This is a genomic window from Streptomyces sp. NPDC048106 (genome assembly GCF_040706415.1).
Taxonomy (GTDB): domain Bacteria; phylum Actinomycetota; class Actinomycetes; order Streptomycetales; family Streptomycetaceae; genus Streptomyces.
Genome location: NZ_JBEZND010000048.1, coordinates 1 through 13,320 on the forward strand (window position 1 = coordinate 1; position 13,320 = coordinate 13,320).

The 13,320-nt window shown below is 73.5% G+C and carries 12 protein-coding genes and 1 pseudogene; 8 read left to right on the forward strand and 5 right to left on the reverse strand.

What is annotated here, in order from left to right; all coding sequences use genetic code 11:
* The first annotated feature begins 224 nt into the window (after positions 1-224).
* From AB0927_RS34165 to AB0927_RS34185, 5 genes are all read left to right on the forward strand, one after another.
* Positions 225-560: a thioredoxin family protein gene (locus AB0927_RS34165; RefSeq protein WP_366671756.1), complete on the forward strand. Its 336-nt coding sequence runs from the start codon at positions 225-227 to the stop codon at positions 558-560.
* 208 nt (positions 561-768) lie between these two features.
* Entirely contained in the window at positions 769-1,278 is a 510-nt protein-coding gene (locus AB0927_RS34170; RefSeq protein WP_366671694.1) for a flavin reductase family protein, read from the forward strand.
* A 228-nt stretch (positions 1,279-1,506) separates the two neighbouring features.
* Positions 1,507-2,292: an electron transfer flavoprotein subunit beta/FixA family protein gene (locus AB0927_RS34175; RefSeq protein ID WP_366671695.1), complete on the forward strand. Its 786-nt coding sequence runs from the start codon at positions 1,507-1,509 to the stop codon at positions 2,290-2,292.
* A 53-nt stretch (positions 2,293-2,345) separates the two neighbouring features.
* Positions 2,346-3,308 (forward strand): electron transfer flavoprotein subunit alpha/FixB family protein, encoded by a 963-nt coding sequence (locus AB0927_RS34180; RefSeq protein ID WP_366671696.1) that lies wholly within the window; start codon positions 2,346-2,348, stop codon positions 3,306-3,308.
* Positions 3,309-3,470: 162 nt separating this feature from the next.
* A complete protein-coding gene (locus AB0927_RS34185; protein ID WP_366671697.1) occupies positions 3,471-4,769 on the forward strand; it encodes an aldolase/citrate lyase family protein in 1,299 nt (432 codons plus the stop codon).
* A gap of 9 nt (positions 4,770-4,778) precedes the next feature.
* Here the strand turns inward: AB0927_RS34185 and AB0927_RS34190 are convergent, their stop codons facing one another.
* The gene (locus AB0927_RS34190; RefSeq protein WP_366671698.1) at positions 4,779-5,516 is read right to left on the reverse strand and encodes a hypothetical protein; all 738 of its coding nucleotides are present in this window, start codon (positions 5,514-5,516) and stop codon (positions 4,779-4,781) included.
* Between the two features lie 7 nt (positions 5,517-5,523).
* Positions 5,524-6,573 carry a LacI family DNA-binding transcriptional regulator gene (locus tag AB0927_RS34195; RefSeq protein ID WP_366671699.1) on the reverse strand — a complete coding sequence of 350 codons (1,050 nt, stop codon included), beginning with the start codon at positions 6,571-6,573 and terminating at the stop codon, positions 5,524-5,526.
* Positions 6,574-6,788: 215 nt separating this feature from the next.
* On the opposite strand from AB0927_RS34195, the gene AB0927_RS34200 reads away from it, so the two are divergent.
* A complete protein-coding gene (locus AB0927_RS34200) occupies positions 6,789-7,736 on the forward strand; it encodes an ROK family protein (RefSeq protein ID WP_366671700.1) in 948 nt (315 codons plus the stop codon).
* Positions 7,737-7,781: 45 nt separating this feature from the next.
* Here AB0927_RS34200 and AB0927_RS34205 read toward each other — a convergent pair.
* Positions 7,782-8,999 (reverse strand): annotated as a pseudogene (locus tag AB0927_RS34205) (glycoside hydrolase family 27 protein); the annotation flags it as partial.
* Between the two features lie 186 nt (positions 9,000-9,185).
* On the opposite strand from AB0927_RS34205, the gene AB0927_RS34210 reads away from it, so the two are divergent.
* Together AB0927_RS34210 and AB0927_RS34215 are read left to right on the forward strand one after the other, a co-directional pair.
* Complete coding sequence (locus tag AB0927_RS34210; protein WP_366671701.1) at positions 9,186-9,380, forward strand: hypothetical protein; 195 nt, start codon at positions 9,186-9,188, stop codon at positions 9,378-9,380.
* A 143-nt stretch (positions 9,381-9,523) separates the two neighbouring features.
* Entirely contained in the window at positions 9,524-10,567 is a 1,044-nt protein-coding gene (locus tag AB0927_RS34215; RefSeq protein ID WP_366671702.1) for an NUDIX domain-containing protein, read from the forward strand.
* Positions 10,568-10,569: 2 nt separating this feature from the next.
* Here AB0927_RS34215 and AB0927_RS34220 read toward each other — a convergent pair whose 3' ends face one another.
* Both AB0927_RS34220 and AB0927_RS34225 read right to left on the reverse strand, forming a co-directional pair.
* Positions 10,570-11,271, reverse strand: coding sequence for an MBL fold metallo-hydrolase (locus tag AB0927_RS34220; RefSeq protein ID WP_366671703.1), 702 nt, complete (start codon positions 11,269-11,271; stop codon positions 10,570-10,572).
* A gap of 651 nt (positions 11,272-11,922) precedes the next feature.
* Positions 11,923-13,275: a dipeptidase gene (locus tag AB0927_RS34225; RefSeq protein WP_366671704.1), complete on the reverse strand. Its 1,353-nt coding sequence runs from the start codon at positions 13,273-13,275 to the stop codon at positions 11,923-11,925.
* Between the last annotated feature and the right edge of the window lie 45 nt (positions 13,276-13,320).

The following is a 13,320-nucleotide window of genomic DNA, read 5'->3' on the forward strand; positions in this document are numbered from 1 at the left end:
CGACCGCGCTCAACGGGGGGAAGGACCAGTTCGTGCTCGACGTGCGGCGCGCGATGGGCGCGTTGGCCGGGGGCTCGGGTGCCGACGCCCGCAGCAGCGGGCGCTCTTGAGTGCTGCACGGGCAGCGGAGCGGGAGGGCATGGGTGAACGGGCGCGAGGACGCCGGGCCCGACGGCGCCGCTACGGGCGGCACGGAAGCCGGCGACGCGGACCGGCCGGCCGCCGTGGAACCGGGCGCTGCGGGGTGGGGCGCGGCCGCGCTGGGCGCGGCGGAACTCGGCCGCGGTCTCGGTGAACGGGCCACCCTCGTGCAGTTCTCCAGCGCCTTCTGCGCGCCCTGCCGCGCCACCCGGCGCGTCCTCGGCGAGGTCGCCGCGATGGTGCCCGGCGTCGCCCACGTCGAGATCGACGCCGAGGCCCGGCTGGACCTCGTACGCGCCCTCGACATCGTGAAGACCCCCACCGTCCTGGTGCTGGACGCGCGCGGGAGAGAGGTGCGCCGCGCCGCCGGACAGCCCCGCAGAGCCGATGTCATCGCGGCGCTGGGGGAGGCGGTGTGAGGGGGCCTCAGTGCCTGGTGAGAGAGATCCCAGTTCCCGGACCGCACTTGACTGCACGCACCACGCATCGTCAGCCTGACCGTATGCCGACCGAACTCCTTCTCCACGGGCGGGCCCACGTCGACCTCGCGCGCACCGCGAGCGCCTGCTGTCCGGGCTGTTGAGCAGCCACGGCCCCGCTCGCCCTCCCGAACAGAAGGACAACTCCATGACGGCCCTGCCCGGACTCGGCACCCCCCAGCTCGCCTCTCCCGACCTGCTGCGCTCCACCTTCCGCCGGCACGCCGCCGGTGTCGCGGTGATCACCGCCCGCGGCGCCGCCGGGCCGGTCGGCTTCACCGCCACCTCCCTCACCTCGGTCTCCGCCGAGCCCCCGATGATCTCCTTCGGCGTCGGCACCGGCGCCTCAAGCTGGCCCGCGATAGCCGAGGCCGACCGCATCGGCGTCCACGTGCTCGGCGAGCACCAGAGCGAGCTGGCCGCCACCTTCGCCCGCAGCGGCGCGGACCGCTTCGGCGCGCCCACCGTCTGGCGCGACGGCCCCGAGGGCGTGCCCGTGCTCGACGACGTGCTCGCCTGGCTGGTCTGCCGGATCGTCGCCCGTGTCCCGGCCGGTGACCACCGCATCGTGCTCGCCGAGGTCGTCCTCGGCGATCCGACGGGCGGCGGCCGTCCGCTCCTCTATCACCAGGGCCGGTTCACGGCGCTGCGCGACTGATGCGGCGTTGATCACGCCCCGTTCCTCTGCGGAGCCGTCGAGTTCCGGTTACGCTGCGTTGCGAAGGTCACAGTTCAAAGCGCTTGCTTAGCGGGGACGAACTGGGTGTACTGACGAGTAATATCTCGGTCGGAGCGCGCTGACGCCCCGACCGGGATCGGCCGCTTCAGGCGCCTATGCTGCCTGGAAGAGGCAGCCAGGAAATCACGATGCAGTAGGAGAGCCGGCGTGAGCTTGAGGATCGTTGTCACTGTGAAGTACGTGCCCGACGCCACTGGCGACCGGCACTTCGCCGATGACCTGACCGTCGACCGCGACGACGTGGACGGTCTGCTCTCCGAGCTGGACGAGTATGCGGTCGAGCAGGCGCTGCAGATCGCGGAGGACGCGGACGACGCCGAGGTCACCGTCCTGACCGTGGGCCCCGAGGACGCCAAGGACGCGCTCCGCAAGGCCCTGTCGATGGGTGCCGACAAGGCCATCCACGTCGAGGACGACGACCTGCACGGCACCGACGCCATCGGCACCTCCCTGGTACTGGCCAAGGCGATCGAGAAGGCCGGTTTCGACCTGGTCGTCTCCGGCATGGCGTCCACCGACGGCACCATGGGCGTCGTGCCCGCGCTGGTGGCCGAGCGCCTCGGCGTCCCGCAGGTCACCCTGCTGTCCGAGGTCTCGGTCGAGGACGGCACCGTCAAGGGCCGCCGCGACGGCGACGCCGCCTCCGAGCAGCTGGAGGCGCAGCTTCCGGCCCTGGTCTCCGTGACCGACCAGTCCGGCGAGGCCCGCTACCCGTCCTTCAAGGGCATCATGGCGGCCAAGAAGAAGCCGGTGGAGTCCTGGGACCTGTCGGACCTCGACATCGAGGCGGAAGAGGTCGGCCTCGACGGCGCGTTCACCAAGGTCGAGACCGTGGCGGCGCGTCCGGCCCGCACGGCCGGCACCATCGTCAAGGACGAGGGCGAGGGCGGCAAGCAGCTCGCTGAGTTCCTCGCGGGCCAGAAGTTCATCTAAGGGTTCGCGCCCGCCGACCGCCCCTCAACTTCGTTACGCAGGAGACCAATCCCATGGCTGAAGTCCTCGTCTACGTCGACCACGTGGACGGTGCCGTCCGCAAGCCCACCCTCGAACTGCTGACCCTGGCCCGCCGCCTCGGCGAGCCCGTCGCCGTCGCGCTCGGCAACGGTGCCGCCGACACCGCGGCCGTCCTCGCCGAGCACGGCGCGGTGAAGGTCCTCACCCACGACGCGTCCGAGTACGCCGAGTACCTGGTCGTGCCGAAGGTGGAGGCCCTCCAGGCCGCCCACGAGGCCGTCTCCCCGGCCGCCGTGCTGGTCCCGTCCTCCGCGGAGGGCAAGGAGATCGCCGCCCGCCTCGCGCTGCGCATCGGCTCCGGCATCATCACGGACGCCATCGACCTGGAGGCCGGCGACGAGGGTCCGGTGGCCACCCAGTCGGTGTTCGCCGCGTCCTTCACCACCAAGTCCCGTGTCGTCAAGGGCACCCCGGTCATCACGGTCAAGCCGAACTCGGCCGCCGTGGAGGCCGCCCCGGCCGCGGGCGCGGTCGAGGCCCTCGCCGTGACCTTCTCCGAGAAGGCCACCGGCACCAAGGTCACGGGCCGCACCCCGCGTGAGTCCACGGGCCGTCCGGAGCTGACCGAGGCCGCGATCGTGGTCTCCGGTGGCCGCGGTGTCAACGGCGCCGAGAACTTCGCGATCATCGAGGCCCTCGCCGACCAGCTCGGCGCGGCCGTCGGTGCCTCGCGCGCCGCCGTCGACGCGGGCTGGTACCCGCACACCAACCAGGTCGGCCAGACCGGCAAGTCGGTCTCGCCGCAGCTTTACATCGCCAACGGCATCTCCGGCGCGATCCAGCACCGTGCCGGCATGCAGACCTCGAAGACCATCGTGGCCGTCAACAAGGACGCCGAGGCCCCGATCTTCGAGCTGGTCGACTACGGCGTCGTCGGCGACCTGTTCGACGTCGTGCCGCAGCTGACCGAGGAGATCAAGACCCGCAAGGGCTGATCGCCGACCGGCTGTCCGAGGCCCCCGTGACCCGCGCGGTCACGGGGGCCTCGGTGCATCCTGAAGGCGTCGTGGGGGTGTTGACCGGCCGGAAGCGTGCCGGATAACTTCATTTTACGGATTGCTGATTCCGTAAAGCGGAATAACGAGGGAGGGTGTGGGATGGGTCAGCAGGACAAGGCGGCGACCAGCCTCGCCGGCGCCGTCGGCGAGGAGATCAGCGCCTCGCTCGCACCGGTCGACGCCGAGCTGGCGCGCCGCTACCCCGGAGACCCCGGCACCCGGCAGCCCGTCCACACCGTCTACGTCCCCGGGGACGCCTTCACCGCCGGCACCGTCCGCTCCTGGGGCGACCGCGCCCTCGCCGCGTTGGACGAACACGCCCCGGACGCCGCCTCGTTCGCCGCCGTCCTCGGCCTCGCCGACGACCTCGCCGAGCCGGTCCACGCCCGCGTCCGCGCCAAGCTGGAGCGCGAACCGGTCGAGGATCTGCGGGTCGACTTCGAGGACGGCTACGGCCCCCGCCCCGACGCCGAGGAGGACGAGACCGCGGCCCGCGCGGCCCGTCTGGTCGCCGAGGCGTACGCGCAGGGCACCGCGGCGCCGTACATGGGCATCCGCGTGAAGTGCATGGAGGCCGCGGTGCGCGCGCGGGGCATCCGCACCCTCGACGTCTTCCTCACCGGTCTGATGACGGCGGGCGGGCTGCCCGACGGGCTGGTGCTGACCCTGCCGAAGGTGACCTACCCCGAGCAGGTGAGCGCCTTCGCGCGGCTCCTCGCGGCCTTCGAGGAGGCACACGGGCTGGACGCGGGGCGGCTCGGCTTCGAGATCCAGATCGAGACCAGCCAGGCCATCCTGGCGGCCGACGGCACCGCGACCGTCGCCCGCATGATCCAGGCCGCCGAGGGCCGCGCCACCGGGCTGCACTACGGCACCTTCGACTACAGCGCCTGCCTGGGGGTCGCCGCCGCCTACCAGGCCAGTGACCACCCGGCCGCCGACCACGCCAAGGCGGTCATGCAGGTCGCCGCCGCGGGCACCGGCGTACGCGTCTCGGACGGCTCCACCAACGTCCTCCCGGTCGGCCCCGCAGAGCGGGTCCACGCCGCCTGGCGGCTGCACTACGGCCTCACCCGGCGCGCCCTCGCTCGCGCCTACTACCAGGGCTGGGACATGCATCCCGGTCACCTCCCGACCCGCTACGCGGCCGTCTTCGCCTTCTACCGCGAGGGCTTCGAGGAGGCCGCGGCCCGTCTCGCCCGCTACGCCGACCGGGCCGGCGGCGACGTCATGGACGAGCCCGCCACCGCCAAGGCCCTCAGCGGCTATCTGCTGCGCGGCCTGGACTGCGGCGCCCTCGACCTCGGCGAGGTCACCGAGCGCACCGGGCTGACCCGCGCCGGTCTGGAGGGCTTCGCCGCACCCGGGCACGGCGATCTCGCGGCCTCCCGGAGATAGCGGCCGGGCTCATGGGGCGACGTACGGTTCGAGCCCCGACTCCGTCACCCACGCGTGCTCGGCGAACAGCCGGGTGCCCCGGTCGCACAACCGCACGTCGCCGCGCGCCCGCGCGCTGAACTCCTCCGGGGTCGCCCCGAACAGCGCCCGCAACGAGGCCGACGCCGCGAGGAGTGCGCTGAGCAGCGGGCGCTGGCCCGGATGACCGCGGGGCACGCCGGTGCCGTCGTGCAGCACTCCGTGCCGGTTGACGTACGAGTACGTCCCCGACAGCACGGTGCCGTCGGCCAGTTGGACCTGGACGTCCGGCGCGGGCAGCCAGGCCCGCCGGAAGTTGCCGTCCGGCAGCGGCACCCCCTCGCTGGCGTCGATCACGTCGAGCTGCCGCCGGTCCAGCCACAGGACGAACAACTCCCGTGTCACGGACGGCGACTTGACCGGCGAGGCGGAGACATAGCCCATGCGGCTGACGTGTGCGGAGACGCCCACATCGAGGCCGGTCACCCGGGCCCGCACCATCGGCACGGGGGAGTCGAGCCCGAACTCCGCCATCTTGTGCCGCAGTTGGCCGGGGCAGGCGTTGGAGCCGACCGTGAGCACCGGCGCCCGGTCGTCGTACACCAGTTGGGCCAGCGGCAGTATCCGGTCGCCGTGCAGCAGTCCCGAACGGGCGGGCCAGGCGCCCGGATACGTCAGCGGATGCTCGCGCGGCACCCCGGCCAGTCCCAGCTCCTCCAGTGTGGCCACGGGCGCCTCAGTCCGCCGGGGGCAGTTCGCCCGAGCCGCGGGTGACCAGGCGGGTCGGCAGCTCGATCCGCTCCGGCGCGACGAGACCGCCGTCCAGCTGCCGGAAGAGCCGCTCCGCCGCCGTACGGCCCAGCGCCGACGCGTCCTGGGCCACCACCGTGACGCCCGGCCGCAGCAGATCGGCCAGCTCGAAGTCGTCGAACCCCACCAGGGCCACCTGGCGGGCGTGTTCGGCGAGGACCCGGACCACGGTGACCGTCACCCGGTTGTTGCCCGCGAAGACCGCGGTGACGGGCTCGGCCCCGGCCAGCATCTCCTGCGCCGCCCGGCGCACCCGCTCCGGGCAGGTCACCCCGAGCGACATCCAGCGGTCCTCGACCGGTATCCCCGCGTCCTCCATGGCCGCCCGGTAACCGCGCAGCCGCTCGGCCGCGGTGTGGATGCGGGGCATGTCCCCGATGAACCCGATCCTGCGGTGGCCGTGCGCGATCAGATGGGCCACACCGTCGCGGGCGCCGCCGAAGTTGTCGGACAGCACCACGTCGGCGTCGATCCGCCCGGCCGGTCGGTCCACGAACACCGTCGCCACCCCCGCGCGGACCTCCGGCTCCAGATAGCGGTGGTCGTCCCCGGCCGGGATCACCACCAGGCCGTCCACCCGCCGTGCGCACAGCGCCAGCGCCAGCTCCCGCTCGCGGTCCGGGTCCTCGGCGCTGGAGCCGTTGATCAGCAGGGCGCCGTGCGAGCGGGCGACCTCCTCCACCGCGCGGCTCAGCGGGCCGTAGAAGGGGTCCGCGAGATCCTCCAGGACGAGGCCGATGCTCGCGGTGCGGCCCTTGCGCAGCACCCGCGCGCTGTCGTTGCGGCGGAAGCCGAGCGCGTCGATCGCCTCCTGCACCCGGCGCTCGGTGTCCGGGGTGACCCCCGGCTCGCCGTTGACCACCCGGGAAACGGTCTTCAGTCCGACCCCCGCCCGTGCCGCCACGTCCTTCATCGTCGGGCGGTTGCCGTACCGGTTCCCGGTGTGGCGGTCTGCACGGCGGGTGGTCTCGGGCACGATGCGCTGTCCTGTCCTGTTGTCCGTGGTCCCCAGGGGGCGCGGTGGGGCCGCCCATGGGCTTGTATGAGATGTGGCGTCGAGCATAGAGCCTGGACAACGTTGTCAGGTGCACGAGAGACTGTCCACCGCTCTGCGCGGGACCGCGCCCCGATCGTCGCGCCGACCCGCCCTGTTCCTGGTTCCCGACCGTTCGACGGGGAGATCTGACTCTGATGCGCACCGACCTCGTGGCAGCCCTGGACATCGGCGGCACCAAGATCGCCGGCGGACTGGTGGATGGCCGCGGACTGATCCTGGAGCGGGCCCAGCGAGCCACCCCCGCCCGACAGGACGGCGAGACGGTCATGCGGGCCGTCGAGGAGGTGCTCGGCGAGCTCGCCGGATCGCCCCTGTGGGGCCACGTCCGCTCGCTCGGCATCGGCAGCGCGGGCCCGGTGGACGCCTCCGCGGGCACCGTGAGCCCCGTGAACGTGCCGGGCTGGCGGGACTTCCCGCTGGTCGAGCGGGTGCGGACGGCCACCGGGGGACTGCCGGTCGAGCTGATCGGCGACGGCGTCGCGATCACCGCCGCCGAGCACTGGCAGGGCGCCGCCCGCGGCCATGACAACGCGCTGTGCATGGTGGTCTCGACGGGCGTCGGCGGCGGCCTGGTCCTGAACGGGCGGCTGCACCCCGGCCCGACCGGCAACGCCGGGCATATCGGGCACATCAGCGTCGACCTCGACGGCGACCCCTGCCCGTGCGGCTCGCGCGGCTGCGTGGAGCGGATCGCCAGTGGCCCGAACATCGCCCGCCGCGCCCTGGAGCGGGGCTGGCGGCCGGGCCCGGACGGCGACGCCTCGGCCGCCGCGGTGGCCGAGGCGGCACGCGCCGGCGACCCGGTCGCCGTGGCCTCCTTCGAACGGGCCGCGCGGGCACTCGCCGCCGGCATCGCGGCCACCGCGACGCTGGTGGAGATCGACATCGCGGTGATCGGCGGCGGGGTCGGCAACGCGGGCGACGTCCTCTTCGCACCCCTGCGCGAGGCGCTCGCGGACTACGCCGCCCTGTCCTTCGTACGGCGGCTGACCGCGGTGCCCGCGCAGACGGGGACCGACGCCGGGCTCGTGGGGGCCGCGGCGGCGGCGCTGCTCAGGGGGCCGGGGCTGGTACGGCTTTAGGGCGGGCTGGGAGTCTCGCCGCCCGGATCAGCTCGCGTCGGGCCGAACGCGCAGCAGGACGGTGCCGTGTGCCGGGACGGTGGCCGTGATGGTGCCGCCGGTGTGGTCGCCGGTGTGCTGCCACAGGTCCCGCACGGTGTAGGTGCCGGCGTCGGGCAGGCCCACGGCGCTCGCGGTGGTGGTGATCGGCTGCGCGGTGCCGGACGCGTTGAACAGGGCGACCGCGCGGCTGCCGTCCGCCATCTCCTTGGCGATCACCCAGCGGCCGTCCGTGCCGGAGACGACCGTGCCCTGTCTGCCGAGCGGGTCCTGGTCCACGGCGATGACCTCCCTGTTGCCCAGGATGTCGAAGGTCGCGGGCGAGGCCTTGCGCAGGTCGGTGCCGATGAGCAGCGGCGCGGCCATCACCGACCAGAGGGAGAAGTGGGAGCGGTACTCGGTGTCCGTCATCCCGCCGTTGCCCACCTCCAGCATGTCGGGGTCGTTCCAGTGGCCGGGGCCCGCGTACGGGGCGAGCGGGAGGTTCTGCTTGACGATCGACAGCATGGAGGACCAGTTGTCGCTGATGTCGCCGGTGGTGCGCCACAGGTTGCCGACGTCCGGGGCCCACTCCCAGGGCTTGTTCTGACCCCACTCGCAGATGCTGTAGACGATGGGCCGCCCGGTCGCCTGGAGCGCGTCCCGCATGGTGGTGTAGCGCAGCCTCGCGTCGACGCCGAGGTTGTTGCAGTTGTCGTACTTCAGATAGTCCACGCCCCAGTCCGCGAACTGCCGTGCGTCGCTGTACTCGTGGCCCAGGGCGCCCGGCATGCCGATGAGGTCGCAGGTCCGCAGGCCGGCGCTGGTGTAGATGCCGAGTTTGAGCCCCTTGGCGTGGACGTAGTCGGCGACCGCCTTGATCCCGTGCGGGAAACGGACCGGGTCCGGGACGAGCTTGCCGCTGAGGTCGCGGAGCGGGAAGGCCCAGCAGTCGTCCAGGTTGACGTACCGGTATCCCGCGTCCTTCAGTCCCTTCGCGACGATGAGGTCCGCGATGCCCTCGACCATGGCCTCGTCGAAGCCGGGCCCGCACTGGGTGGAGTTCCAGTTGTTGAAGCCCATCGGCGGGGTGAGGGCGAGGCCGTTGGCCAGGGCGGGCGCGGCGGAGACGGTGGGAGCGGCGGAGGCGGTGGGCGCGGTGACGAGGGCCGCGGCGCAGAGCAGGCCGGCGAGGAGCGTGCCGGCCGCTCTTCTGGCGGTGGTGCGGGTCGAGGATGTGCGCATGATCGACCTTCCTCCAACTCGCAGGACAGGCAAGGGCGTTCACGGTAGAACGCGCCCGAGCGCGGTGGAAGGGGTACGGCGGCGCACCTGTGACCCGTCGCCGTCCGGAAGCCACCAGCCACCGCGATGTCGCTGTTCCGGCGGTATCGGCGTGACCCCGGGCCCCCTCGCGGAGTTGAGCCGGGCATGAAGAAGCGCAGCATCCTCGCCCTCGCCACCCTGGCCACCGGTTTCGTCGTGGCAGCCGTCACTCCGTCCCCCGCGGCGGACAAGGGGCCGCTGGACGGCCTCGATGCCGCCGGCACCGTGCACTCCGCCCCTGATCAGGCAGGCCAGGAGGGCCCGGCCCCCGCCGACGCCCCGGTGCCCGGCCAGGAGTAGTCCGCGCCCCGAGCCGCACGCGTGCCGGTGTCCCCGCGCGGGGGGCACCGGCACAGCGCTTTACCGCACCCTCACCGCGGCGGGGTTTCCGTGGCAGGGTGAAGCGGGCAAGCCTCAGGGGGCCAACAGAAGAGGGGGAGTCCGTGACCGTCGTCTGGATCAACGGCGCGTTCGGTGCGGGAAAGACCACGACCGCACGGGAACTGATCGAACTGATCCCGCACAGCACGCTCTTCGACCCCGAGGTCATCGGCGGGTCGCTCACGCACCTGCTGCCGCCCAAACACCTCGCCGAGGTCGGCGACTACCAGGACCTGCCGATCTGGCGGCGGCTCGTGGTCGACACGGCCGCCGCGATGCTCGCCGAGCTGGGCGGCACGCTCGTCGTGCCGATGACCCTGCTGCGTCAGGAGTACCGCGACGAGATCTTCGGCGGCCTCGCCGCCCGCCGGATCCCCGTACGGCACCTGGTCCTCGCCCCGGCCGAAACGATCCTGCGGCAGCGGGTGGCCGAGCGGGAGGTGCCACCCGACCTGCCCGACGGCGAGATACGGGTCCGGCAGTGGTCGTACGACCACATCGAGCCGTACCGCGCCGCCCTCGCCTCCTGGCTCGCCGCCGACGCCCATCTGGTCGACACCAGCGCGCTGACCCCCTACGAAACCGCCGTACGGATCGCGGCGTCGTTGGGCAGCGGCGACTTCACGGCCTGCGACATCGTGCAGACCCCCGAGCCCACCGCCGAGACCCTCGCCGCGGGGGTGCTCCTCTTCGACGAGCAGGACCGGGTGCTGCTCGTGGACCCGACGTACAAGCCCGGCTGGGAGTTCCCCGGCGGTGTGGTGGAGCGGGGCGAGGCCCCGGCCCGCGCGGGCATCCGCGAGGTCGCCGAGGAGACCGGGATACGGCTGCGTGAGGTGCCCCGGCTGCTCGTGGTCGACTGGGAACGACCCGTCCCGCCCGGCTACGGCGGGCTCCGGCTGCTCTTCGACGGCGGCCGGCTCGGCTCCCGCGAGGCGTCCCAAGTGGAGCTGCCCGGCCCGGAGTTGCGAGGCTGGCGCTTCGCCACCGAGCAGGAGGCCGCCGGAATGCTGCCGCCGGTCCGCTACGAACGCCTGCGCTGGGCGCTGCGCGCCCGCGAGCGCGGCACCGCACTGTATCTGGAGGCCGGGGTGCCGGTCGGCTGACGTCACCCCGCGGCCGCCCCGCGCAGTTCGGCGGCGGCGCCCCGCAGCACCGGGGCGCCGTGCCCGAAGCACGCCACCTCGGCGTCGAGGCCCGCCAACCGCCGCACGGAGTCCAGGAGTCGGGGGCGGTCCAGGTTGAACACCCCCGGGATCACGGCGCCGTCCGCGGGGGCCGCCGCCACCGTGTCGCCGGTGAACAGCACGCCCTCGGTGGGCAGGAACAGGGCGATGCTGCCGTCGGTGTGGCCGGGGACGTGCAGCACCGTGGCGCCGCCGCCGAAGCCGAGCGTCTCGCCGTCCGCGACGGCCGTGACCGAGGGCGGCGGCGCGGGGGTGCCGTCGGGCAGCTGCCGGGACACCCCGGCGTGGATCGGCAGCTCCCACTCCTCGAACCGGGGTGGCGGGCCCGGGAGTTCACCCCGCACGAACGGGGCGTCCAGCCGGTGCGCCAGCACCTCCGCGCCGCTCAGCGCGGCGAACTCGCCCGCCCCGCCCACGTGGTCCTCGTGGAAGTGGGTCAGCACAAGGCGTCGTACGTCCTCCGGGGCGCGCCCCAGCGCCCTGATCGCGCCGGCGATCAACGGGCCCGAGCCGATCGGACCCGCGTCGATCAGCGTCAACTCCTCGCCGTCCCGCCAGAGATAGGCCTGGCCGACCGGAAAGCGGAGCAGGTGCAGGCGGGGCAGAAGCTCGATCACGTCCATGCGTCGACCGTAGGCCGGGGCCCGGCAGCCGCGAAGCCTCTCCGCTCACGGCGGAACCACCGCACGCCAGCCGCTTGGCGACACCGGTGGGGCCGTGCCCTGGGCGGGCGATGTCCCGCCCACCGCCCGCGCCGGGGTCGCCGCGGCCGACGGGTCCTTGCCCGGCCGGGGTGGAGATGCGCCTCGCGGCCCTCGACGCGCTGGTGCGCGAAGGGGCTGGGGCCGTCCGCACGGCGAAGGTGTCCGGCCGACGGGGGAGATGCGGTGGGCGGTGCGCGGGCCCGATCACCGGCCGTCCTCGGGGTCGCCCCACTGGGCAACGCCCCGGCCGGGGGCGGAGGCGGGCTTGGTGGTGCGCGACGTCCTGGGCGGCGGTGCGGGGTGCGTGGGGCTGGCTGTCCCCGGCCCGCGTCCGGAACCGACGCTCAGTCGAGGGTTCCGGCCGCCCCGGCGTCCCGGCCGGACACCCCCTAGGCGCCCGGTGAACGCCGCGCGGGCCCTCTGGCCCGGCCCGCGCCGCGAACGTCCTGCGCCCGTCGGGTGGCTCGCTGTCCGGTGGGCGTCTGTCCGAGCCGGGCGCGGCGGTTGCCCCGCGCCCGACCAACCGGACGCCCGCCCCCGAACGGTCGCCGCCCGGCGGGCTCGCGCGTGCTAGCCCGCGTAGTTCCGCAGGAACAGCGCCTCCGCCACCGACAGGCGCTCCAGTTCCTCGGGGGACACGCTCTCGTTGAGGGCGTGGATCTGGGCCTCCGGCTCGCTGAGGCCGATCAGCAGGATCTCCGCCTGCGGGTAGAGGTCGGCGAGGGTGTTGCACAGCGGGATGGAGCCGCCCTGGCCGGCGTACTGCATGGTCTCGCCCGGGTAGGCGACCGCCATCGCGTCGGCCATCGCCTCGTAGGCCGGGCTGGAGACGTCGGCGCGAAACGGCTGGCCCTGGCCGACCTGCTCCACGGTGACCCGGGCGCCCCACGGGGTGTGCGCCTCGATGTGCGCCTGGAGCAGTTTGCTCGCCTCCGCCGCGTCCACGCCCGGCGGCACCCGCAGGCTGACCAGCGCACGCGCCCCGGCGTGCACCGAGGGGGTGGCGCCGACGACCGGCGGGCAGTCGATGCCGAGCACGGTGACCGCGGGGCGGGCCCACAGGCGGTCGGCGACCGAGCCGGAGCCGGTCAGACCCACGCCGTCCAGCACCTTGGCGTCCGAGCGGAACTGCTCCTCGGTGTACTCCAGCCCGTCCCACACGGCCGACGCGTCCAGACCGTCCACCGCCGTGGAGCCGTCCTCCGCGCGCAGCGAGTCCAGCACCCGGATCAGCGCGGCCAGCGCGTCCGGCGCGGCACCGCCGAACTGGCCCGAGTGCAGATTGCCCGCGAGGGTCTCCACACCCACCCGGACCAGGGTCATGCCGCGCAGGATCGTGGTTACCGTCGGCAGGCCCACCCGGAAGTTGCCCGCGTCACCGATCACGATGGTGTCCGCGGTCAGCAGTTCCGGGTGCTGTTCGGCGTACCGCTCCAGGCCGCCCGTGCCCTGCTCCTCGGAGCCCTCCACGATGATCTTGACGTTCACCGGGACGCCGCCGTTCGCCTTCAGCGCGCGCAGGGCGAGCAGGTGCATGATCACACCGCCCTTGCAGTCGGCGCTGCCACGCCCGTACCAGCGCCCGTCGCGCTCGGTCAGCTCGAACGGCGGAGAGATCCAGCCGGCCTCGTCCAGCGGCGGCTGCACGTCGTAGTGCGCATACAGCAGAACCGTTTTGGCGCTCTCGGGGCCCGGCAGGCGGCCGTACACCGACTGGGTGCCGTCGGGGGTGTCGAGCAGGGCGATGTCGACGAATCCCTCGGCGCGCAGCGCGTCGGCGATCCAGTTCGCGGCGGCCTCGCTCTCGCTCTTCGGGAACTGCTCGAAGTCCGCCACGGACCGGAAGGCGACCAGTTCGGCCAGCTCCGCCTTGGCCCGCGGCAGCAGCGAGGCGACGGTCTCGGCGACCGGATTCGACGGCATGGGCACGCTCCTCGTAGGTGCGACGTTGTACTGCTGGATAGGAAC

Coding starts and splice junctions, on each gene's coding strand:
- AB0927_RS34170 (WP_366671694.1), top strand. CDS start 769: ATGACGGCCCTGCCCGGACTCGGCACCCCCCAGCTCGCCTCTCCCGAC.
- AB0927_RS34180 (WP_366671696.1), top strand. CDS start 2,346: ATGGCTGAAGTCCTCGTCTACGTCGACCACGTGGACGGTGCCGTCCGC.
- AB0927_RS34185 (WP_366671697.1), top strand. CDS start 3,471: ATGGGTCAGCAGGACAAGGCGGCGACCAGCCTCGCCGGCGCCGTCGGC.
- AB0927_RS34200 (WP_366671700.1), top strand. CDS start 6,789: ATGCGCACCGACCTCGTGGCAGCCCTGGACATCGGCGGCACCAAGATC.
- AB0927_RS34210 (WP_366671701.1), top strand. CDS start 9,186: ATGAAGAAGCGCAGCATCCTCGCCCTCGCCACCCTGGCCACCGGTTTC.
- AB0927_RS34220 (WP_366671703.1), bottom strand. CDS start 11,271: ATGGACGTGATCGAGCTTCTGCCCCGCCTGCACCTGCTCCGCTTTCCG.
- AB0927_RS34225 (WP_366671704.1), bottom strand. CDS start 13,275: ATGCCGTCGAATCCGGTCGCCGAGACCGTCGCCTCGCTGCTGCCGCGG.